Origin of the sequence: Methanoregula sp., from assembly GCF_049690535.1 — an archaeon.
In the GTDB taxonomy this organism is placed as follows: Archaea; Halobacteriota; Methanomicrobia; order Methanomicrobiales; family Methanospirillaceae; genus Methanoregula.
Genome location: NZ_JBAVMX010000037.1, coordinates 1 through 23,196, shown reverse-complemented (window position 1 = coordinate 23,196; position 23,196 = coordinate 1). Strand labels below are relative to the sequence as shown.

Sequence of the window (23,196 nt, the reverse complement as noted above, 5' to 3'; positions counted from 1 at the left end):
AGTCCATCGAATTTTTAAACGATGTGCTGACGATGTCCGTTGAAGAGGGCCACATCCCGGATCTCGCCATGCGGGAAGGAAAATTCGTAGATGTGGGATATTACACGTACCCGGCCGGCGGCCTGACGTTGAACGATTTTATTATGGCTGCAAAGATCAACGAGCGCCGGTATAACGAATAAGGATCCAGCAGATCTTTTTACCGGGGTTCCCCCCAGGAGAGAAAGGCCTCCCGATACCTATCTGATCCCCAAAGAACCGATCCGGAGCTTAACCCATCCGGGCCCAATTTGAGCCCGGATTCACCCTTTCGGTACCCAAACGGAGCCCGTATAGGGCTTCTTTTAAAAATAAACCCAAATAAGGGTTATTTTGGAAATCGGACGAATTAAACGGTTCGCGCATTCGCGTTTTTTGGGCCGATCTCATGGTCGTACGGGTGTTTGCATGATCCCGGAAAAAGAGGCTGCCGGAAGGCCGCTATGGGCCGTTTGCGGGCATTATATGGGGCTTAATTTTCGCTTATTTTTTAAAACGGGGGCTTTAAAACGACTAGATTTTTGGGGGCAGCAATCGGACGGTTTTACGGGCGTTTTATCAAGATCCTGAGGGGGTTTGACAGTCGGAACCGGGAGGCAGGGAACAACAGACTTTGGATCCGGTCTTCCAAGGTGTAAAACGATTCACGTGATGAGGGGATCAATAGTTCGCGGACTACCCTGACGATTGAGTTGCCCCGACAGATCTAATCAACCACAAACCCATTGGTGCAGTAAGGAAAAATCCGGTCCGGTAATGAAAAAATCTGGCAAAAGGGATGATGAGTATCCGACTGTTCATTCCTGGAACTACATCACGGTCGAAGGCTACTGCATGCTCAATATGGAATTTGGCATGTGCAAAGACCGGTATGTCTGTGAATTAAAACCGGATGGATCATTTAAACGAAAAAAGAATGATCGGTACGATCCGACAAAGAAACCGGATCCATTCCCTGAAGGTTGTCCCCGCTCCATCCAGTCGGTGTGTATCGGGTGTCAGCATTTTGCATGGTGCGATCCGGATCATCCCGGACGAACAACAAAAAGTGTCCGGCCCCGGACAACCCGGTAAAACAAATATGCCACATTCACAGAAGTGATACTCACGATCATTGGATCTTCAATGAGAATGAATTGATCAACGATCCAATCAGCGAAACACAAAAATAAAAAAAAATTACTGGTATTCCGGCGGCTGAACCTTCTTTGGCAGCCCACCCTTGAAGTGCTGCTGGATCTTACCGTAGTAGTCCCGCAGGTTGTCGTTCATAGTCGGGTGCACCTTCTTTTGCGCCTCCGAAAAGTGCTGGGGGGTCACAACTGAAGCGCCATCCCGCAGGGCAAACATCCCGGCCTCCCGGCAGAGCGCTTCGAGATCTGCGCCCACGAATCCCTCAGTTATTTGGGCAAGAGACCCAAGGTTTGCATCCCGTACAGGATCCTCAAACGTGAGGTTCTTCTCGTGCAACAGGTCAACCAGCCTCCGCCGCCTCGCACCTTTCGAAACACCTGCACTCGCATCCTTTACCGGCACGATCACAGCCTTTACGGTGCCCGCAGTAATTTTTGCGTCCTTCCCCAGTTTCTCGACCAGTTCCCCGAGCGTGTCCTCGGTGTACCCTTCGGTCAGGCCGACGATCTCTTCGAGCGCCGAACCTTCGAGCGGCATGAACTGCGTATGGATGCCGATGATCTTCCTGCGGTCCTCTAAGGTAGGCTCACCAATGTAGACGAGCCGGTCGAACCGGCCGGCCCGCAGGAGCGCCGGGTCGACGATATCCGGCCGGTTGGTCGCGCCCATGATCACGACATCCTTGAGTTCTTCAAGGCCATCCATCTCGGTTAAGATCTGGTTGAGTACGTTGTCGATCACATGCGAGTCGCTCGAAGTCCCCCGGGCCGGGGCGAGCGCATCGATCTCGTCAAAGAAGATGATCGATGGCGACACCTGCCGGGCCTTCTTGAAGATCTCGCGAACCGCCCGTTCGCTCTCGCCCACCCACTTGGAGAGGAGCTGCGGTCCCCGCACCGGGATGAAATTGGCGCCGCTCTCACTTGCTACGGCCTTTGCGATCAGGGTTTTTCCTGTCCCCGGAGGGCCGTAGAGCAGCACGCCCCGGGGCGGTACGATCCCGAGCTCGTCAAAGCGATCGTGATGGGTCAGGGGATACTCGACTGCTTCGCGGACTTCGGTCTTTGCCGCGTCAAGCCCGCCGACCGTATCCCACTTCACGTGCGAAACCTCGAGCATCACTTCGCGCATCGCGCTCGGGCCGACGTCACGCTGGGCGCTCCGGAAGTCGCTTGCGAGCACGCGGAGCTTGTCAAGGGTTTCCTGATCGATCTCCTCCTTATCAAGATCGAGATCAGGAAGGTACCGGCGCAGAGCCCGGATTGCCGCCTCGCGGGCAAGCGCTGCAAGGTCAGCACCGACAAACCCGTGGGTCTGCTGGGCAAGCACATTCAGGCTCACGTCTTCCGCAAGAGGCATGCCCCGGGTATGGATCTTTAGGATCTCGATCCGGTCTATTTCGCTCGGGACCCCGATCTCAATCTCCCGGTCAAACCGGCCGGGCCGACGCAGGGCCGCATCGATCGCGTCCACCCGGTTCGTAGCACCGATCACGACGACCTGCCCGCGCTCTTCGAGACCGTCCATCATGGTCAGGAGCTGGGCGACGACCCGGCGCTCGACTTCCCCGGTCACTTCCTCGCGCCGGGGTGCAATCGAGTCCAGTTCGTCGATAAAGATGATCGAGGGGGCGTTCTCCCGCGCCTCCTCGAATACCTCGCGGAGACGCTGTTCGCTCTCACCGTAATATTTCGAGATGACCTCGGGGCCGGCGATCGAGATGAAGTGCGCACCGCTCTCGCTTGCCACCGCCTTTGCAATCAGCGTCTTTCCCGTCCCCGGAGGACCGTAGAGAAGCACGCCCTTGGGTGGTTCGATCCCCAGTTTCTGGAAAAGCTCCGGGTGCCGGAGGGGCAGTTCGATCGTTTCGCGGAGGCGCTGGAGCTCGTCCTTTAAACCCCCGATATCCTCGTAACTGAAGCGTTTGACTCCTTCGAATCCCGCGGCCGGCTTGTCCGAAAATTCGACCGAGGTATTTTTCGTGATGATGACCGCTTCTTCGGGCTCGATCTCGACGACCTTGAACGCGACGATCTGCGGCTGGACAAAGGGCAGGCCTAGCATGATCGGGATCGAGTCGTTTTTCACGACCGGGAAATCCAAGAGGCCGTTAATCACGTGCGGATTATTGGCAATCGGTATTTTCTTGGGGAGGTCTTCGGGAGGAGCGAGCACAACCCGTTTTGCCTCTATCTCCTCGGAGAGCGTCGATATCTTGACCGTATCCCCGATGCTTACACCGGCATTGATCCGGGTAAAATTGTCGATCCGGATCTTGCGCTGGTTCCAGTCTTCGACAAGGGAGCGCCAGACTTTTGCCACGGTCCGGCGTTTCCCTTCGATTACCACGAGATCCCCTGGTGAAATTTTCAGAAGGAGCATGGTTTCAGGATCGAGCCGCGCTTTTCCCCCGCCCTGATCGCCGGGATACGCGGAATCGACCTTCAGTTGCACTTCAGGCATTACCTTAAAGGTCATATACGCAGGGATTTATAAGTACTGTAAATGCGAGTCCTTGTTTTTGACCCGTTCCACGGCGCAGCAGGTGATATGATCACAGCTGCCCTGCTCGACTGCGGGGCCGACCGGGAACGCGTCGCTGCCGCGATGCGGACCGTTGTCGCGGAGCCGACGGTTGAAACCGTGACCCGGACCGGGATCCAAGCAGTAAAAGTTCACACCCATGCCACCCCGGCACATCGGTCGCTTTCTGATGTCTATAAGCGGCTCGATGAGGCCGCCCCGCACGTACCACCGGAAGCGCTCGCGATGGCACGCCGGGTCTTTTCGCGAATCAACGCGGCAGAAGAGGAGGTCCACGGGGCCCACGTCCACTTCCACGAAGTCGGGGCAGACGATGCAATCGCTGACGTGATCGGCGCCTGTACCGCCCTCTCCACGCTCCGTGTCAACGGTGTCGCGGTGCTCCCGCTCGCTCTGGGGTCGGGCACGGCCACCGGTTCGCACGGCACCATCCCGATCCCGGCTCCTGCAACGGTGGCGATCCTCAAAGAGTCGGGACTTGTGACCATGAAGGGAGATGATGACGGGGAACTCTGCACGCCGACCGGTGCCGCCCTGCTCGCAGAATTTTCCTCGATTGTAGCGGTCGATCTCGGAGGGTATACGATCCAGGCTGTCGGCTACGGGGCCGGGAGCCGGGACACACCGCACTCCCCGAACGTGCTCCGGGCGATGGTGGTAGAGACGACCGGCGCACCGCCTCAGGACACGGTTGACCTCCTTGAAACAAACGTTGACGATGTGAGCGGCGAAGTGATCGGGGAAGCTCTGGCCCGGTTCATGGCCGCAGGGGCGCGGGACGCGAGCGCGACACCGATCGTCATGAAAAAAGGCAGGCCGGGATACCTTGTCACGGTCATCGCCCTCCCGGAAACAAGCGCCGGCCTTGCACGGCTCATGGCCCGCGAGCTGGGCACGCTCGGGGTCCGGCGCATCCCGGCTGTCCACCGGTTTGTCGCAGAGCGCACGATCGCAGAGGTGGAGGTGGAGATCGCCGGGCACAAAAAATACCTGTCGGTGAAGTGCGGGTGGATGGACGGGCGTATCTACACGCTCAAGGCCGAATTCGATACCGCCCGGGACTGGGCTGCGGAGCTGGATCTGCCGGTGCGTGACGTGCTCCGCGCCATTGAAACTGCTGCGTGGAAAGTGACGTGGGAAAAAAAGCAGGATCCCGGCCCAGGTGACCCATGAAGACCGACCGGCTCACGAGCGGGAATGCGGCCCTCGACCGGTTGCTCGGCGGGGGGTTCGAACTCCGTACCATCACCCAGTTCTACGGCGGCCCTGCTAGTGGCAAGAGCACGCTCTGCATGATTGCGGCTGTCTCCTGCCTGCGGGCAGGGGGATCGGTGGTCTTCATCGATTCCGAAGGCTTCTCGATCGAGCGGTTCCGCCAAGTTGCCGGTAGCGACACCGATGTGATCGCCGACCGGCTCTTCCTCTTTGAGCCCATCGATTTCGAGCAGCAGGGCAGCATGATCACCGAGGCAGACAAAGTCCTCAAACTGCACAAGCCCGGTCTGCTTGTCCTTGACTCCGCAACGGCATTGTACCGCACCGACCTCGAAAAGGGGCGGGACGCTATGCAGATGCTCACCCGGCAAATGCTCCAGCTCCTCGGGTATGCGAAACGGTACGAACTTTCGGTACTCGTCACTAACCAGGTCTACATGGACACCATGAGAAATACATTTGCCGGTCTTGGCGGGACGTCGCTTGAACACATCTCAAAAGCGATCATCCGGCTGGATCGTCTCGAAGCACCCGGTTGGAGACGGGCAACGCTCGTCAAACACCGGTCCCGGCCTGAGGGTGCCAGCTTCGATTTCGAGATCGTGCAGGACGGGATCCGGGCAAAAGAGTAACGCCGGTATTTCCGGTTCGAGGATGAACTCCGGGACAGGTCCCTGAAAAACGGGAAATACTGGACTATTAATTAATATCTTTTTGAGTCAATATTAATTCTTTAATGGTTGTGAGCTGGGAGATCATCGCACAGATCAAGGACGTCCTGGCCAAAAATCCGCAGGGCCTGAGTATCACCGACATCGTCCGCGAGATCCATATTAACCGGAACACCGCAGGAAGATATCTCGACAAACTGCTCATATCGGGTCAGGTGGAGATGCGCCACTTCGGGATGGCCAAGATCTACGCGCTCGCACACCGCGTCCCTGTCTCAGCGGTACTTTCTATCTCCTCCGAGCTCATCATGCAGCTCTCCAGCAGTTTGAGAATTGTTTTTGTAAACGAGGCATTTGCACACTTTCTTGCCACACCGGTGCAGGATCTGGTCGGGAAAAATATCGAATACACTCCTGTAGTGACGGCATTTGACGATCTCTTTGGCAGGTTTCTCGTGCAGGTAAAAGCGGGGCTCGACGGCACCGAGTGGAGCGGTGAACTCGCTCCCGCAAACCGAGAGACTATCTTCTTCTGTCGGATCGCTCCGACGGCACTTGACAACGGGCAGAAAGGTGTCTCGGTCATCCTTGAAGATATCACCGGGCGGAAGCGGGTTGAGCAGATGCTGCGGGAGAGCGAGGAGCGGTACCGCATGCTTGCCGAATCTTCGAGTGACCTTGTCTACGTGATAGGTCGGGACGACCGGGTCGAGTATGTTAACAGTCCTGGCGCAACGATGTTCGGGAAAACCCCAGGGGAGATAACAGGAAGCGCACGGTCTCTCTTTTTCCCGGCCGATGTGGCAGAGCGACAGAAAAGAGTGCTTGAGCATATTTTTGCCACCGGGATTCCTGCTCGTAACGAAGGGCCAATACCGGTTGCCAGAGGGATACGGTGGTTCGATCATGTCCTTGTGCCGCTCATGAACCCTGATGGATCGGTACAGTCTGTTCTCGGTGTGGCCCGTGACATCACAGAGCGGAAACAATCAGAAGAAACGTTAAAAAACAGCGAAGCGCGTTACAGCAGGCTGTTGCAGCATTCGTTTGATGCGGTCGTAGTCCACCAGGACGGCATCATTACTCTCGCAAACCAGATTGCAGCCAACCTCGCCGGCGCATCGACACCGTCAGAACTCATCGGAAAAAACATTTTCGACTTTGTCCATCCTGATTCCCGGGATATTGCCCGGGAGCGAATTGCAGCGATGTACAAATGGGATTCTGTGACTGCCGTCGATGCTGTCGAAGAAAAATTCTTACGCCTCAATGGAAAGGCTGTTGATGTCGAAGTCGTCGCCACAGGTTTTCTCGATGCCGGAAAACCCGCAGTCCAAGTTGTATTCAGGGATATTACCCGACGCAAGGAACTGATGGAAGCACTGCGCCGTTCAGAAGAGAAATACCGGATTCTTGTCGAACACAGCCAGAGCGGTGTGTTCATCATACAGGGCCGGCTGATCCGTTATGTCAACTCGGCATTTGCCCGGATCCTCGGAGGCATCCCGGAGGATTTCATCCTGCATGATTTCGCGGATTACATCGCGCCGGAGGACCGGGACTGGGTACTTGACAGGGGCCTTTGCCGGCAGCGGGGCGGGACCGTGCCTGATAACTATGAGTGCAGATTGCTGAAATGCGACGGCACTACCCGGGTTTTTGTTTTCCTTGATACCGGGCTCATCCAGTACGAGGGGGGGCCGGCAAGCATGGGAACCATACGGGATATCACGGAGCAAAAACGCGCCGCGGCGGCGCTCAGGGAGAGCGGGGAGAAACTCCGGGCTGTCTTTGACAGTACGTTCCAGTTCGCCGGTATGATGACACCCGAAGGGATTCTCATTGATGTCAATAACACTGCACTGGAGTTTGGGGGTGCCCAACGGGGAGATGTGGTCAACCGCCCCTTCTGGGAGACACCCTGGTGGCGGGGGAATGCGGCGCGGGTGCAGAGGCTGCGGGAGGCCATCGGCAGTGCGGCCTCGGGTAAATTTGTCAGGTATGAAGCCGAACTGCAGGGTGTCGGCAATACCACCCTGCTTGTCGATTTTTCCATCAAACCGGTATTCAATCCCGAAGGCCGCGTCCGGTTGCTCATCGTTGAAGCCCGCGACATTACCAAAAGCAAACGTACCGAAGAGGCGCTCAGGGAGAGCGAGGACCGGTTCCGGAAAATATTCGAAGATGGCCCACTCGGTATGGCAATAGTAGGTAGGGATTACCGGTTTGCCATGGTGAACCGGAGGTTCTGCGAGATGCTGGGATACACTGCCGAAGAATTGCTGACCCTGACATTTGCGGATATAACCCATCCTGATCATGTGGATCAGGATATAGCCGAAATCAAAAAACTCTATGCCGGTGAAATTCCCAGGTACCGCACGGAAAAACGCTATATCAGGAAGAATGGGTCTGCAATCTGGGGCGCGCTGACGGTCAGTCCACTCAGGGATCGGGACGACGGCATTGTCTCGACACTTGCTCTTGTAGAAGATATCAGTGAGCGGAAGCGGACCGGGAAATAAGAGGGGCGCAACCGGAACGGTCAGAGTGCCAACAAAACACCGGCCCAATTCCCTGAAATGAACGGGTGACAGGAAGGACCGGTCACTTTCACACCCCGCCCGCCGCCACGTTATATGCGACACCCGTAAACCGGGAATACATGACCGGGTGCGGGGAGAAACTGACAAAACTGACGTCCGGCAGCCAGTACGATATCTGTATGCCGGGGGAGTGCCTGCAGATGCTCACCTCGGGGGCCTGCATCACGTACAACCAGAACGCGGGCGGCTGCAACCGGATGCTCAAGGTGCTCCTCCACGGGAGCTGCTCGTACGACTGTGCGTACTGTCCTGTCCGGGCCGACCGGTCGGGGCTCGCATTTGCCCCCCGCGAACTGGCAGAGACGTTCCTTGGGCTGTACCGGAAAAACCTTGTCGGGGGTCTCTTTCTCACCTCCGGGATCCCGTATGACACCGATGACGTGATGGGTGAACTCATCGAGTCCGCCCGGATCCTCAGGACCGAGGGGTACGCAGGATACCTCCATCTCAAGATCCTTCCCGGGGCACGACGGGAGGATATCTGCGAAGCGGCGCGGTTCGCGGACCGGATCAGCCTCAACGTAGAAACAACCGGTGAGAGCCGGCTCCGGGTCCTATCTGGGATCAAGGACTATGCCAGTGATATCATAAAACGGCTCGGCTGGATTGCTGATGCAGCACCCGGACACCATACCACGCAGCTCGTGATCGGTGCGGCAGGAGAAACCGATAAGGAGATCTTCAACTGTGTCACTGCGCTCTACGAACGGATGCTCCCCTCGCGGATCTATTACTCATCATTTAAGGCGCTCCCAAAAACCCGGCTGGCCTCGCGGGAAAGCACGCATCCCTGGCGCTCGCGCCGCTGGTACCAGATGGACTATCTCATCCGGGAGTATGGTTTTAACAAGACGGAACTGCTACCCCTGCTCGACGATCACGGCACGCTCCGGAACGACGACCCCAAAACCCTCCTTGCCCGCAACCGGGAACCGGTCGATCCCAATTCCGCATCGTTTACCGATCTCCTCCATGTCCCGGGCATCGGGACGGTCACCGCACACGCCATTATACGGGCCCGGGAACGCCGTACGATCCGGACGCCCCGGGATCTCGGTGTGTCCGGTGCCTGCCTGAAACGGGCGCTGCCCTACCTGGCATTTTCCGGCTCGGCCCGGCAGGTGACCCTCGCCGGATTCCGGTAATGACGGAAAAACAAAAAAAAGATCAATACGTGATAACGCCGGAAAAAACCGTGGCAGCCGGGCCTTCCATCTTCACGCCACCGTTGAAGTGAATGGTGAGCGGGCCACCCTGGGTCTCGACACGGATCTTATCGCCCATATACCCGAGATGGTGCACGATTACGGCAGATGCAGTCGCACCGGTCCCGCAGGAAAGGGTCTCCTCCTCCACGCCGCGCTCGAAGGTCCGCACCCGGATAGAATCATCGCCGGTCTTTTGCACAAAATTCACGTTGGCTCCATTTTTAAACGAAGCATGATGGCGGATCGGCGGGGCGGCCAGAGCGATGTCGACGCTGTCAACTGCATCAACGAGGATCACCGCGTGGGGGACACCGGTGTTTACCCCATAGACATCGAAATCCCCGATATGCTCATGGTATTCGCCCTCCCCGGTGGCCGGAATATCCCTGCGTTCGAATTTCGGCGTGGACATGCTGATTGTCGCGGTAAAATCCTCATCGGAATACTGAAGAGCCACACCGACTTCGCCGGCAACAGTCTCTACCGTGCATGACTCTTTGATGTACCCGGCATCGAACGCATACTTGGCGAGACACCGGATCCCGTTGCCGCACATCTCCGCCTCACTCTCGTCGGGCTGGAAGATGCGCATCCGTATATCAGACGTTGTGGATTTCAGGAGATACAGAATACCATCTGCCCCGATCCCGAACCGCCGGTCACAGTAAAGAGCGGCAAAATGCGCCTTCATGTCATCGGGAATGATCGCTCTCTCATACTCATCAATGAGCACAAAATCATTGCCGTTTCCCTGTAGTTTGGTAAAGGGTATCTCCATCACATATCCCCTGATGATCCGATACTGTGTTCTTAATCCGGGTGTGCTGATGCACTCCGGACAATCCATTATTCTTTGTGAGGCTTTCCCTCAATAAACGCATCGGCCGGCTCGCGGCAGGACAAACGGGAACCTTATTCCCCGTTGAAACCCGCCGGCCCGAACGGTGTATGGAACTCGTCAATCCCCCAGCCAAGGTAATCCCGGATGATGACATAGGCCATCTGCGGGGGGATTGCTCCCTTCTCGGTCACGATCAGGTCGACATACTCTGCCGGCGTCACGTCAAAGGCCGGGTTTCTCACGGTCACATGGGGAAGTGTCCTGACAATCTCATCGGGCAGCACCTCGCTTCCGGCCCTCTCTTCGATCCGGATGAGTTCCCCGAGGATCGTGCGGGGCGCAAACTTGTAGGTCTCGGCAGCGACGACCAGGTTCACCCGGGCCTCGCGGGCGGAGTGGGCGACCTGCGCTGTCCCGATCTTGTTGACCACCGCACCGTTCACGGTCACCGCATCGGCCCCGACTATCACGAGATCGACTTCGTTGATGAAGGACCTAACCGCAGAGTCCACGATGAAATTCGTTTTTATGCCCGCATCGTTCAGGGTCCGGATCGTGATGAGCCCCTGGTTCCTCGGTCGGACTTCCGTCGCAAAGACCTCGATCTCCTTACCCTGCCGGTGCGCCTCGATGATACACCCGAGCGCAGCCTCCGAGTTGCAGTGGGTGAGGATCACATCACCGTCACGGATGTGACTCGCGCCGAACCCTGCGATCTGTTCTACTGCGTGCTGCGAGGATCTGACGAACTCATCAGCGCGCTGGACCACGCCGGCCTGTGCCTCTTGTAGGGTCTTCGCATTTTCGAGACCAGCCATAACGATATGGACGGCATTGGGCAGGGAGACTGCGGTCGGGCGGGTGGCAAGGAGAAGGGATGCGGCATGCTCCATCTCCCACCGGAACGTATCACGTGTCGGAGCCCGGACCGAGAGGGCATGATCACGCAGGGCTTCTGCGACGGCCCGGGCAATCCTTCCAGCCCCCCGGATCTCCATGCTCTTTATCTTGTCTGCAGTTTCAGATACGATCATCAGATTTCAGTGATTCAATAAAAGAGGGGAATCTACATAGAGTTTATTGCTGGGTGAAACGATGACGGTCGCCGTGGTTTTCGATAGTGCCGGAACGCTTTTAAACACGTACCGGGTCGCAAAAGACGTCTCGCGACAGGTGCTCATGCCAGGTATCGAGACGACGACGCTCACCTTCTCCTCTCCAGACCGTGTCCTGATTGTCATCCCGGTCCACTCCAAGCATATCATCACCTCCCCACCCGATACGCTGCTCTCTACCTATCTTTCAGACAACAACGTGGGATTCGGGATCAGCTGCACCCGGAAGATTATGACTGCCGAAGAGATCGGGGACATGTTGTATACCGACAAAAAGACTCGGGTTGGCGATCTCCAGGAATGCATCCGCGATGTCTGGCGGGTGTGCAAGGACGAGTCCACGCTCACGCTCAACAGCGGAGCGATCCTCAACATGGCCAAAAAATCTATTGAGTTTACCATAACTGCCGGAGGCTGGCCGTTTGAAGGGGCAAAAGAGACGATCACAGCCCTCCATAAGATGGGCATACCTACGTTCATCGCATCCGGAGACCGTTCGACAAAACTGGAGATCATGGCAGATCACCTTGGCATTCCCCGCGACCGGGTCTATGGGGTGGCGACGCCCTCGGTCAAGGCGCAGATCGTTATGGATCTCAAGAACGAGTACGACCATGTCGTCATGATCGGGGACGGGATCAACGATCTCGGTGCTTTTAAAAAGGCCGATACTGCCATACTCACCGTGCAACAAGCCGGCGATCGTCCTGAGGAACTTTTCAGGGCCGCAGACTATGTGATCAGCCAGGTGAGTGATGTTCTGCCCATCATACAGGGACTGATCAAAAGCCTGTGTAATTCCCGATCGTGACGACAGCGTGCATGATATAAAAGGTAATATGACACCAGTATCACATTAGGTACAAGGGAATTATGAAGGCTCCACTGATCACGGTCGACAATATCTGTATGGATTTTGACGGCACGCATGCTCTCAAAAATATTTCATTCGAGATCAGCGAGGGAGAGATCCTGGGGATCATCGGAAGAAGCGGTGCCGGCAAGACCGTACTGATGCACCTGATGCGCGGGGTAGACCAGCCGCCCACAACCGGCAGGATCGTCTATCACGTTTCTGCCTGCCCGGGCTGCGAATACATGGATGTCGCAAGTTCTGCCGGCAAACCCTGCCCGCACTGCGGCGGCACGCTTGCGGCAATCGATGTGGATCTCTGGAACGAAACAAACGAGACGCTGAAACGCCGGGTCATGCGCCGCACGGCGATCATGTTCCAGCGGACGTTCGCCCTGTACGGTGATGACCGGGTGATCGAGAATGTCCTCCACGCACTCGATGATATCGATTATCCGCAGGACAAGGCCATCAACCGGGCAGCCGACCTCATCGATCAGGTCCGGCTCTCCCACCGGATGATGCATATCGCCCGCGACCTCTCGGGTGGCGAAAAGCAACGGGTCGTGCTCGCCCGGCAGCTCGCAAAAGAGCCGTTTTTACTCTTTGCCGATGAGCCAACCGGCACACTCGATCCCGGCACGGCAAAAATTGTCCACACGATGCTTGCGGAAGCGGCGAAGACCAACAATATGGGTATCGTCGTCACTTCTCACTTCTCACAGGTGATTGAGGACGTGGCCAGCCGTGCTCTCCTGCTTGTCGATGGCTCCATCGCAAAGATCGGTACACCAAAAGAAGTGATCGACGAGTTCATGAAAGGCTGCGACGATACAGAGACCTTCGAACACACGGCAGCAGGAGAGAAGATCGTGGAGGCACGGGATCTCGTCAAGCGTTATATCTCTGTCGACCGGGGTGTCGTAAAAGCAGTAAACGGCGTCAGTTTCGAGGTCTATGCAAAGGAGATCTTCGGGATCATCGGAAAGAGTGGCGCTGGAAAAACGACGCTCTCGCAGATCATCGCCGGCCTCATCGAGCCCACGAGCGGGGAGATCAATATTAAGATCGGTGAAGAGTGGGTGGACATGACCAAGCCCGGCGTCGACCAGAGGGGCCGGGCGAAGGAGTACATCGGCCTCCTGCACCAAGAGTACGACCTCTACCCGCACCGGACCGTGCTCGATAACCTCACCGATGCAATCGGTCTTGAATTCCCAAAAGAGCTGGCCATGCGAAAGGCGATCGTCACGTTAAAGATGGCCGGGTTCTCTGAAGAGAAGAGCAAAGAGATCCTCGACCGCATGCCGGCCCAGCTCTCCGAGGGGGAGCGCCACCGGGTCGCTCTTGCGCAGGTGCTGATCAGGGAGCCTAAGATCGTGATTCTTGACGAACCTACCGGGACCATGGACCCGATCACGAAGATCGACGTGAAGCATTCCATCATGCACTCCCGGGACGAGATCGACGAGACGTTCATCGTGGTCTCGCACGATATGGAGTTCGTGCGCGATATCTGCGACCGGCTTGCCCTGATGCGGGGCGGGAAGATCGTCGAGATAGGAAAGACCGCTGACGTACTTGCTCACCTGACCGATGATGAGCGCAGGGTCATGAGCCAGCCTCCAGCCTGATGGGAGGGGCACATGATCCGTGTTCACCTTGACGGGGAGATCCGTGAAGTCGGCAAGGGGACACCGCTTTCCACACTTGTCCCCGGACAACCTGCCGGGTGCGCTGTCGCCATTATCCGGCCTGCAACACAGGAGCAGGAAAAGACCGGGAGCATTACGGTCAGTACGACCGCCGGGGAGATCACGATCGAACTGGCCGGCCGCGAGGTGGATATACTCGAACACCCGGAAGCGGAGAAAAGCCTCGCTCTCCACTGGACAGACCGGTACGCAGCGGCATTCGGGCCGTTTCTTTCTGATGTCAGGCCGGAGCGCAAACCACGGCTCTATGAGCGGGGCGATGTGATCCTCGGCTGCGGCGGATACGACCCGAAGACGTCGTACCTCATTTTTTCAAAAAGCCGCCACCTCGCGGATCACGGCGCCGATGAGACCGGCGGCGTTATCGGCCGGGTCGTGAGCGGGAAAGCCGTGCTCGACCGGTGGGCGACGGGCGACCGGGTGACCAAAGCCGAGCCGGTCATCAGCTGGGCTGACACCAGCCGGTCGTTTACCACCACGGACATGACCCTCACTCTCGAAGAGGGAATGCAGATCGTGACCCGGGTCGATATGATGGCACAGGGGTATGCCCCGGAGCGAATCACAACCGAGGCGGCAGGAAGCGTTGAGCACCTGCTCCTCGCCCTCAATTCCGGGAGGTTTACGATCGGGCGTGCGACAAGTACCCATATCCTCGACCAGAAACTGGTCGGTACCGATGTTCCCTCCCAGTTTAAACGCCCGCGGCGGGAGGGCACGGTGACTGTGCGCACGGGAGGGCCTTCGGTCGGGGGCGTGTATATCTACCGGGCTGATGTCCCGAGCAGCCCGGCCCACAGCGTGGTCGGGCAGGTCGTGCACGGGATCGAACTCGTAAAACTCGCAAAAGAAGGCGATATCCTCTCCACCCAAGTGATTCCTTCGCGCATCGATCTCCTTGGCCTGCCACTTGAAGAGGCAAAGGAGGTAGCCGCGAACCGGGGGATCGCCCTTGCGATCGATAAAGACAGTGCAGACCGTATCGTGGTGTCGCAGGAACCGGGAACGACTCTTGACGTGCTTGCCGAACGTTCGGCAAAGGTGACGACAGCGCCGTTTGCGCAGGTTGTCGATATCGTGCTTGACGATGCACGTGCCCCGGAGAGTTGCATCGTGTTCCGCAAGATCACCGGGCTCGCGGAGCACGACGCCGGGATGATGCCGGCGTTCTTTGTCTTTGACGATGTGTACCTTTTCAAGCCGAAGATCCCGACCACCGTCAAGATCTATCCCGAGAACTGCCCGACGGATGAAGTCCCTGCCGCAAGCCTCGCCATCACCAACGATTCGCGTAAAGGCACCGGGCTTGTGGGAGTGCGGTTATCAGCGAACCGGGAGTTCGGCCCGACATCGGAGCCGTTTGAAGGCACCAACATTATCGGGCGCGTGATCGATACAGGCAAACTCAAAAGTGTAAAGGAGCGGCAGACGGTGTATATCCGCGAGGTGAACCAATGACTGACTACAACCCGGCAAATGTCGGGACCGTGACCCGGTACGTGGTGGTGGAATCGTACAACGTGACCCCGTCAGATGTCGCGATCCGGGCGTACGAGGTAGCAAAGAGCGTGATGATCAAGGAGAACTGTTTTGGCCTAGTCATCATGGGAGCGGAGGTGGACGTCGACCGGGTGATCGCTGAAGTCAGGATGATGGACCCGGCGCATATCTTTGTCAAGGACCGGGGGTTCCCGCCCGGCGATGCACGGAGATGCCGGGCGTCGCTTGGCGGTGCACGGCCCGGCTTCCACGGGATCGAGTTCGAGATGGGAATCCTTCCCTACATCTCCCACGCCCTTGAAGAACTGGACACGCGCGATGCCGCGACCGTCCCGGCACCGGTTCAGACACTTTCCGCACACCGTCTGGATGTCTATACCCTAAAGAAAATGATCGATGCACAGGAGCCCTGACCATGGCAAAAATATTCATCTACCCCGCAACAAGCCTGATCCTTTCAGATATGGTAACCCGGTTCGGGCACACCCCGCTCGGTTCTGCGATTGCGATCCGCGAACGCGTCCAGACCCCGGGCCTTGAGTCCGCACCGCTCCAGATAACACCGGAAGAACCAAAAAAAGGGCTCCACTGGGCGGCCGTGGAAGTCCCGAGCGGCGTGCGGGGGCGCATGGCACTCTACGGCCCGATGGTTGAGGAATGCGATGCCGCAATCATCATCAACAACGCTGATCTCGCGTTCGGCTGCATGGGCTGCGCACGGACAAACGAACTTCTGAAATTTTTAATCAGGCAAAAAGATATGCCACGACTCGAACTGGAATACCCAAGAACCGAGGACGAGGGCACGCAGTTTGTCGCAGCAATCAAACGGTTCCTTGTCGATCTCGGAGGGAAGAAATGACAGCCCCGGTACGCATCGCCCAGCTCTCCTGCGGCGCGGAATACTCAGGAGTCCAGCATGAGATTGACGAGGCGGCAAAATCCGTCAATGGCGAGATCTTCTACCCTGATGTCGCTCTTAAGGATATCGTGCGGGACTTTGACAAGTTCGGCCTTGAAGTCAGGAGTCCTGACTTAAAACTCGCTATCGCACGGGCGATGGCGCTTGTCGAAGGTCGGGTGGAAGCCGACGCCGTTTTTATCGCAACCTGTTTCCGGTGTGCCGAAGCCGCGATCGTGAGAAATGAACTCAGGCGCTATATCCTCGAACATTCGAAACTCCCGGTCGTCAGTTACTCGTTTACCGAGCGCACGACTTCGGGAACGCTCCTCACCCGCATGGAGGCGCTCACGACCATTGCCCGGAGAAGAGCGCTTCTGGCCCGGGAGGTTCAGGAAGGGATCACGCTCGGGATCGACTCCGGCTCTTCGACTACGAAGGCCATCCTGATGAAGGACAACAAGATCATCGGGAAAGGATGGCAGCCGACAACCGAGGTACTCAAGTGCGCCCACGACGTTGTCGATCATGCGCTTGCCGAGGCGGGAATGAAACTCGAAGACGTCCAGGCAATCGGCACCACCGGCTACGGTCGTTTCCTTGTCGGGAAAGACTTCAACGCCGACCTGATCCAAGAAGAGCTGACCGTGAACTCCAAAGGGGCGGTTTACCTTGCCGGTAAGCAGCACGGGCCGGCGACCGTGATCGATATCGGCGGCATGGATAACAAGGCGATCACGGTCATGGACGGTATCCCGGGCACCTTCACGATGGGCGGTATCTGCGCCGGTGCAAGCGGTCGGTTCCTGGAGATGACCGCGAAGCGTCTCGGTGTCGACATCACGGAACTCGGGCCACTTGCGATGAAAGGTATGGGCAGCCGGGTACCCATGAACAGTTACTGTATCGTGTTTGGTACCCAGAGTCTCGTAAACGCCCTCGCTGCCGGCAGCACCCGGGAGGATGTAGCGGCGGCGGCCTGCCACAGCGTTGCCGAACAGGTCTTCGAGCAGCAGCTCCAGGAAGTGGACATCAAGGAGCCCGTGATCATGGTCGGGGGCACCTCGCTTATCGAGGGGCTAGTGCATGCGATGGGAGAACTCCTCAAGATAAATGTCGTCGTCCCGCCGCACTCGCAGTACATTGGTGCGGTCGGTTCGGCACTGCTGGCATCGGGGTTTGTAAAGGACGGGACAGATGCAGGCCATTGAGTACTTTGAAGTGGAGTGCACGGAAAAACTGGGTGGCGAGTACTACCGGCAGATCGCAAACGACGTACTTCTCGACCACAACCTCCTGCGGGTCATCCACAAAATGCATATCTACATCGACCCGAAAGTACCCATCTTTGTCGCCGTCGGGGTCTTAAAAAAAGTCACTACCCTCGTCCGTGTCGGGGATATCGCAAATGTCAACCCGCAGGAGGGGAAGATGACACTCGCGATCTCTGATGAGACCTGGCTTGCACCGATGCTCAAGATCTTCTGGGACCGGTTCGGGAAAGATCACGTCGAACAGCCGGACCGGTTTACGGTCATCCTGTACGGCGTCACGGCCGGGGCCCGCGAGATAGAAGAGATCGCGATCGCCGACCCGAGCCAGGCGCTGTACAAGGATCTTATCTACGCCCTTAAGTGCACCTGCCCCGAGGGGTTCCGGGTCAGGAGCGAGAACTACGGCGCCGAGAAGTTCTCGTTTGTGGCAAGCGAGGATACTTTAACGGACGCCGGCATGGCGCTTGTCCGCGAGAAATTCGCACTCATGGGGGAGACGCCATGATCCTTGTCCCGATCACGTACAGGGGCGGGGTCTATCGGCACAGCGAAATCACCGATCTTATAGAGGATCTCGGGGGCTACATCGTCCAGAAACACATGATCGCACAGGAAGTCGTGATCCAGTGCTTCGTGCCAAAGGACGATGTGGAACTGATCCGTGCGATCGGAAAGCCGCTTGCTGGGGAAGTGACCGACTCGCCGCTCGTGGGCACCGAGATCGCGGTCGTGAGCATGAGCCTTGAGATCCACCACCTGCCGCACCCGTCCTGCGATATCGCCGAGTACGTGCGCCGGCTCGGGGCAAAAAGCAACATGGTGGGGATGGCCCGGGGTGTCGGGAAACGGATCGCGGGCCTCAATGACGAGGAGAGGGATGTAATTAACGAGCACGACATTGCCGTGTACCTGCTCGGGAATTTCGAGACCTGCATCGAGCACAAGATGCCGGTGCTGCTCCGGGGGATAGAGGTGCCGGTCGTCCTCTGTGGCGGCCCGGACAAGGACGTGCTCGAACGGATCGTTGAGCCAAAAGTAGACGGGTACGTGGGAAACGTCGGCCGGTTCATGCACCGGACAAAAGAGTCCGAGGAGCTCTCCAAGCTCGACGAGATCATCGCGGAGATCACCTGGGTGCTCTCGAAGCGCCGGGAGGAACTCGCAAAAGACCCTCTCTCGGTCTCCCCGGCCCGGCTCATGGACGTGATCCGGGAGCAGGTGCCGGCCATTCTTGATGTGACCTCGCCGACCCCGCTTACCGTGCAGATGTCGGGCCTACGGGTGAAGCTGCCGTACGATACATACGCGGACGTGCTCAGGAAAACCGAGATCGAGGACGGCATAACCATCGGCGACATCGCGGCAATCGAACCCTCGCGGATGCGTGACTACATTATTGTCCGGGTCAGGCCGTTCTCTGAGACGAATATGGTGATATGAGGGATCATGGGACGCAAACAGGAAAACGAGTTTGAAGACCGGTTGAGGCAGATTGTCGAGTTAGGCGCTGACGCCACGGCAGATGAATGGATGAAGGTAATCGAGAGGGAGTACGGCAAGGTGCCGCTCATCTTCAAACGCATGGGGGAGCGGCCCGAAGTGCTCATCTCCCACCTCCTGTACAAAAGTACCGTTGCCGAGACGAGCCAGCTCGACCCCAAGTACGTGGAACTGATCAGCATGGCGGTGGGGGCGGCCTTAAAATGCCAGTACTGTACGAGCTACCACATGCAGGCAGCGACCAAGATGGGTGCGACCCGGGAGGAGATCCTTGAAGTGATCCTGCTCTCGGGCATGATTGCAAATGCCTCGGTGCTCGCCAATGCCTACCGTGTCATTGACGACCGGCTGGAGAAGTGCTTCCCCTGCGAGGTAAAAACGGTGCCACAGAAGAAAGCAGCCGGCAAGACTGTCGGGGAAAAAAAGACCGGGGCGGCCCGTACAACGAAGTGAATGCATCTTTTTTTCGTAGCCCCTGAACTCTTCAGGGTTAGCACTGTTTTTCCGGGGGACTTCCCCGGGAATTTTCGATAATGATCTTATCTGTTTTTCCCGCGTGAGTGCTCCGGCCCGGTAGTTCCCGGGACGATGGGTACGAGAGCCAGGAGACTATAGCCAATGACGGCCGGCAGGGGGTCTCCTGAATTTCCCCCACTGACCCCCCACTATTTTGACAGCATAGCCCCTGCCGGTAAAGATTTTTTATCATCGTAAAAGTGTCCTATCCCGCGCCAGGAACCGGGCCGGATCCTTTGGGGGGTCAGTGGGGGAAAATTATATTTTCGTGTGGGATCTTGTCATGGAGATATGGATAAATTACGATAGATACTGCTGTGGGCATCCTGTTTTTAAAAAAACAACATTACCCCTGCTGACCCCCCATACATCCCCGGGACAAAGATCATGAAAGCGTAGTACACGCCCCATATCAGCTTTTTAATCCTCCAAGAAACCATAGATCAAACGAATGTGCGGGATCGCAGGGCAGTATTGCTATACGGGTGGCAGGCCGGATCGCCGGCTCCTTGCTGCCATGTCAGAGAGGCTCGCCCACCGGGGGCCCGATGGCGAAGGTTCGCATATCTGCGAAAACACCGGGCTCGTCCACCGGAGGCTCGCCATTATCGATCTTTCCCCTGACGGTCTCCAACCGATGACAAACGAGGACAGCTCGCTCTGGCTGGTCTTCAACGGCGAGATCTACAACTTTGTCGAACTCCGCGAGGAACTGGCGAAAAAAGGGCATACGTTCTACTCGAAGTCCGATACCGAAGTGATCCTCCATGCCTACGAGGAATGGGGGCATGACTGCCTTACCCGGTTCAACGGCATGTGGGCGTTTGCTCTCTGGGACGAGAAAAAACGGGAACTCTTCTGCGCCCGGGACCGGTTCGGGATCAAGCCCTTCTATTACACCACGGCCGGCGGCTCGTTTCTGTTCGCATCCGAAATCAAGGCGCTCCTCGCCCACCCGGCAATCGGGAAGAAGCCGGACGATAAAATGCTCTGCACCTATCTCGCGTGGGGCGTGCAGGATCAGTGCAGCCGTACCATGTTTGACGGCATCTTCCAGATCGAGCCGGGCCATGCCCTGGTTGTTACAAAGGACGGAATGCTGTCGCCGTTCCGATACTGGGACGTAAAGGTAAACCCGGAGATCGGGGGAAAAGAAGACGATGAGGCGATTGCGGCACACCTCCGCGAGCTGCTCCTTGAGGCAGTCCGCATTCACCTGAGAAGCGACGTGGCAGTCGGCACCTGCCTCTCGGGTGGGATCGATTCATCGACCCTCACAGTCCTGATCAATACCCTCATCAGGAGCGAGGCGCCGGAGAGTGTCGGGGCCCGGCAGAAGACTTTCTCGGTGGTCTTCTCTGACAAAAAATTCGATGAGAGCCGGTATATCGACGAGGTCGTGGCCGCGACCAGTGTCGACGCGGACCGGACGGAACCTGCACCGAACCAGCTCTGGGAGGATATCGACCGGCTCGTGTACCTGCAGGACGAGCCCTTCGGTTCGCTCTCTATCTATGCCCAGTACTGCGTCATGCGACTTGCCTCACAGAAGGTCAAGGTGGTGCTGGACGGGCAGGGGGCGGACGAACTTCTTGCCGGGTACCTGGGCTACCAGGGCAGTTACATCAGGGGGCTCCTCCGCACGTATCACTGGGGGACGGCGCTCCGCGAGATTGCCGGGAGTGCGAGAGAACACCGGGATTTCTTCCAGTCCGCACGGCAGCAGCTGCATGTCCGCAAAACGAGACGGAGTCTCCTGAAGTGCACCCCGGAAACGATCGACCGTTACCAGGGCACACTCGATGAGGTTCTGCGCCGGGAACTCCTCTCCACCAACCTTCCCGCCCTCCTCCACTACGAGGACCGGAACTCGATGGGATTTTCGCTGGAGTCCCGGGTGCCTTATCTCGATGTGCGGCTCGCGGAGTACATTGCATCGCTCCCCCTCTCGCAGAAGATCCGGGCCGGTGTGACAAAAGTCGCCCTGCGAACGGCGATCCGGGACAAGGTGCCCGAGTCCGTGCGGTGCCGCCAGGACAAGATGGGCTTTGTCACACCCGAAGAGTGCTGGATGAAAAATGAGCTTCGGCCGTTCATGCTGGAGATTTTTTCATCGGAAAGTTTCAAGTCCCGGCCCTACTGGGATGCCGATGCGGTCGCACAGGATTACCTCGCATTCCTGAATGACAAATCGACATATTCTCCTGAGGTCTGGCGGATTGCGTGCGCCGAGCTGTGGATGAGGAGATTTATCGACGCCCCGTGTAAGATTGCCCCGGTTTCGTGACCGGTGCCTGCGGGATCGACTTTTATAAAGGATAACTCCGGACACAATACTGTACGAATACGGTGCCGGGATCGAAAAAAGACCGTACCCGGTGCAGATACCAGGCGAATACATGAAGACGATTATCCTTGCCGGCGGCGTGGGATCCAGGCTCTGGCCCCTCTCGCGCGAATATTTCCCCAAGCAGTTCATCCCGATGGATGGAAATTCCCTGTTCCAGAAGACCTGCGAACGGGCGGCAAAACTCTCGCGCGAAGACGAGATCTGGGTGGTGACAAACGAGATCCACCAGTATCTTGTCAGAAACCAGATGGACGATCTGGGCTACACGATCCCTGACAACCACGTGCTCTCAGAGCCGGAAGGAAAGAACACGCTGCCTGCGATCGTGTGGGCGATGCAGCGGATCAAAAAAGAGGATAAGAACGCCACCGCCGTCGTGTTCCCCAGCGATCACCTGCTCGGCGACGTCGCGATCGATCAGATCAAGGCTGCCGAGCCCCTCGCCCGGGAGTATCTTGTCACGTTCGGGGTAAAACCCACATCCCCCCACACCGGCTACGGGTACATCAAGCCGGGAAAGGCACTTGCCCGGGGTTTTTTTGTCGAAGAGTTCAAAGAGAAACCTGACGAGAAAACCGCCACGGTCTACGTGAAGAAAGGGTACCTCTGGAACAGCGGGATCTTCCTCCTTTCTGTCAAAACCTTCTTCGAGGAACTCAAAAAATACCAGCCGCGCCTCTCTGCCGCGTTTGGCAGTACCGGCGTGCCCGAGTACGCGAAACTGGATTCGATCTCGATCGATTACGGCCTGCTGGAGCCGTCAAAGAAGGTGGCCGTGGTGCCGCTCGATACGGACTGGAATGACCTCGGGACGTTCAAGGCGCTCTACGAGGTACACCCGCACGATGCAGAAGGAAACGTGGGGGAGGCTGAGTACCTGTCGGCAAAGGACAATTACGTACATGCCCCTGGCAAACATGTGGGCATGATCGGCGTCGACAACCTCGTGGTGGTGGATACGACTGATGCGCTCCTGATCTGCGACAACCAGCACACAGAGCAGGTCAAGGAGCTCGTCCACCGGTACAATGAGCGGGACGACCCGGTCACGCAGTTCCACCGGCAGGTTCACCGGCCTTGGGGATCGTATACGGTGCTTGAGGATGTGAAAGGGTACAAGATCAAACGTATGACCGTAAAACCCGGCCAGAAACTCTCACTTCAGCTCCACCACCACCGGAGCGAGCACTGGGTTGTCGTGAGCGGTACGGCAG

At 57.6% G+C, this 23,196-nt stretch carries 20 protein-coding genes; 17 read left to right on the top strand and 3 right to left on the bottom strand.

From position 1 onward, the window contains the following. Together WCE46_RS03315 and WCE46_RS03310 are read left to right on the top strand one after the other, a co-directional pair. Nucleotides 1-182, top strand: a 182-nt coding sequence (locus WCE46_RS03315; protein ID WP_424732282.1) for a 4a-hydroxytetrahydrobiopterin dehydratase, incomplete at its 5' end; no start/stop codon positions are given. 613 nt (nt 183-795) lie between these two features. Beyond that, on the top strand, nt 796-1,113 hold the full coding sequence (locus WCE46_RS03310; RefSeq protein WP_424732281.1) for a hypothetical protein: 318 nt from the start codon (nt 796-798) through the stop codon (nt 1,111-1,113). A 105-nt stretch (nt 1,114-1,218) separates the two neighbouring features. Here WCE46_RS03310 and WCE46_RS03305 read toward each other — a convergent pair whose 3' ends face one another. Beyond that, nucleotides 1,219-3,636 carry a CDC48 family AAA ATPase gene (locus WCE46_RS03305; protein WP_424732280.1) on the bottom strand — a complete coding sequence of 806 codons (2,418 nt, stop codon included), beginning with the start codon at nt 3,634-3,636 and terminating at the stop codon, nt 1,219-1,221. Nucleotides 3,637-3,678: 42 nt separating this feature from the next. On the opposite strand from WCE46_RS03305, the gene larC reads away from it, so the two are divergent. From larC to WCE46_RS03285, 4 genes are all read left to right on the top strand, one after another. Beyond that, nucleotides 3,679-4,890, top strand: coding sequence for a nickel pincer cofactor biosynthesis protein LarC (gene larC, locus WCE46_RS03300; RefSeq protein ID WP_424732279.1), 1,212 nt, complete (start codon nt 3,679-3,681; stop codon nt 4,888-4,890). Next, entirely contained in the window at nt 4,887-5,564 is a 678-nt protein-coding gene (gene radB / locus WCE46_RS03295; protein ID WP_424732278.1) for a DNA repair and recombination protein RadB, read from the top strand. The genes larC and radB overlap by 4 nt, the downstream gene beginning before the upstream one ends. Nucleotides 5,565-5,668: 104 nt before the next feature. Continuing rightward, the gene (locus WCE46_RS03290) at nt 5,669-8,128 is read left to right on the top strand and encodes a PAS domain S-box protein (protein WP_424732277.1); all 2,460 of its coding nucleotides are present in this window, start codon (nt 5,669-5,671) and stop codon (nt 8,126-8,128) included. A 140-nt stretch (nt 8,129-8,268) separates the two neighbouring features. Next, nucleotides 8,269-9,354 carry a radical SAM protein gene (locus tag WCE46_RS03285; protein ID WP_424732276.1) on the top strand — a complete coding sequence of 362 codons (1,086 nt, stop codon included), beginning with the start codon at nt 8,269-8,271 and terminating at the stop codon, nt 9,352-9,354. Between the two features lie 22 nt (nt 9,355-9,376). Here WCE46_RS03285 and dapF read toward each other — a convergent pair whose 3' ends face one another. Beyond that, nucleotides 9,377-10,195 carry a diaminopimelate epimerase gene (gene dapF / locus WCE46_RS03280; protein WP_424732275.1) on the bottom strand — a complete coding sequence of 273 codons (819 nt, stop codon included), beginning with the start codon at nt 10,193-10,195 and terminating at the stop codon, nt 9,377-9,379. 134 nt (nt 10,196-10,329) lie between these two features. After that, nucleotides 10,330-11,292 (bottom strand): ribose 1,5-bisphosphate isomerase, encoded by a 963-nt coding sequence (locus WCE46_RS03275; RefSeq protein WP_424732274.1) that lies wholly within the window; start codon nt 11,290-11,292, stop codon nt 10,330-10,332. A gap of 61 nt (nt 11,293-11,353) precedes the next feature. On the opposite strand from WCE46_RS03275, the gene WCE46_RS03270 reads away from it, so the two are divergent. The 11 genes from WCE46_RS03270 to WCE46_RS03220 form a co-directional block, all read left to right on the top strand. Then, complete coding sequence (locus tag WCE46_RS03270; protein WP_424732273.1) at nt 11,354-12,184, top strand: HAD family hydrolase; 831 nt, start codon at nt 11,354-11,356, stop codon at nt 12,182-12,184. 62 nt (nt 12,185-12,246) lie between these two features. Further along, a complete protein-coding gene (gene atwA, locus WCE46_RS03265; protein WP_424732272.1) occupies nt 12,247-13,860 on the top strand; it encodes a methyl coenzyme M reductase system, component A2 in 1,614 nt (537 codons plus the stop codon). Between the two features lie 12 nt (nt 13,861-13,872). Then, entirely contained in the window at nt 13,873-15,399 is a 1,527-nt protein-coding gene (gene mmp3 / locus WCE46_RS03260) for a methyl-coenzyme M reductase-associated protein Mmp3 (RefSeq protein ID WP_424732271.1), read from the top strand. Next, nucleotides 15,396-15,854, top strand: coding sequence for a methanogenesis marker 6 protein (locus WCE46_RS03255; protein WP_424732270.1), 459 nt, complete (start codon nt 15,396-15,398; stop codon nt 15,852-15,854). The genes mmp3 and WCE46_RS03255 overlap by 4 nt, the downstream gene beginning before the upstream one ends. A gap of 2 nt (nt 15,855-15,856) precedes the next feature. Beyond that, entirely contained in the window at nt 15,857-16,303 is a 447-nt protein-coding gene (locus WCE46_RS03250) for a methanogenesis marker 5 protein (protein WP_424732269.1), read from the top strand. Beyond that, the gene (locus WCE46_RS03245; protein WP_424732268.1) at nt 16,300-17,553 is read left to right on the top strand and encodes a methanogenesis marker 15 protein; all 1,254 of its coding nucleotides are present in this window, start codon (nt 16,300-16,302) and stop codon (nt 17,551-17,553) included. The genes WCE46_RS03250 and WCE46_RS03245 overlap by 4 nt, the downstream gene beginning before the upstream one ends. Continuing rightward, nucleotides 17,540-18,121 carry a methanogenesis marker 17 protein gene (locus tag WCE46_RS03240; protein ID WP_424732267.1) on the top strand — a complete coding sequence of 194 codons (582 nt, stop codon included), beginning with the start codon at nt 17,540-17,542 and terminating at the stop codon, nt 18,119-18,121. Before WCE46_RS03245 ends, WCE46_RS03240 begins: the two co-directional genes overlap by 14 nt. After that, nucleotides 18,118-19,056 carry a methanogenesis marker 7 protein gene (locus WCE46_RS03235; RefSeq protein ID WP_424732266.1) on the top strand — a complete coding sequence of 313 codons (939 nt, stop codon included), beginning with the start codon at nt 18,118-18,120 and terminating at the stop codon, nt 19,054-19,056. The genes WCE46_RS03240 and WCE46_RS03235 overlap by 4 nt, the downstream gene beginning before the upstream one ends. 6 nt (nt 19,057-19,062) lie before the next feature. Then, nucleotides 19,063-19,569 (top strand): carboxymuconolactone decarboxylase family protein, encoded by a 507-nt coding sequence (locus WCE46_RS03230; RefSeq protein ID WP_424732265.1) that lies wholly within the window; start codon nt 19,063-19,065, stop codon nt 19,567-19,569. 514 nt (nt 19,570-20,083) lie between these two features. Further along, a complete protein-coding gene (gene asnB / locus WCE46_RS03225; RefSeq protein WP_424732264.1) occupies nt 20,084-21,919 on the top strand; it encodes an asparagine synthase (glutamine-hydrolyzing) in 1,836 nt (611 codons plus the stop codon). A gap of 112 nt (nt 21,920-22,031) precedes the next feature. Then, nucleotides 22,032-23,196: mannose-1-phosphate guanylyltransferase/mannose-6-phosphate isomerase (locus WCE46_RS03220; RefSeq protein ID WP_424732263.1), on the top strand; the 1,165-nt coding region annotated here is incomplete at its 3' end.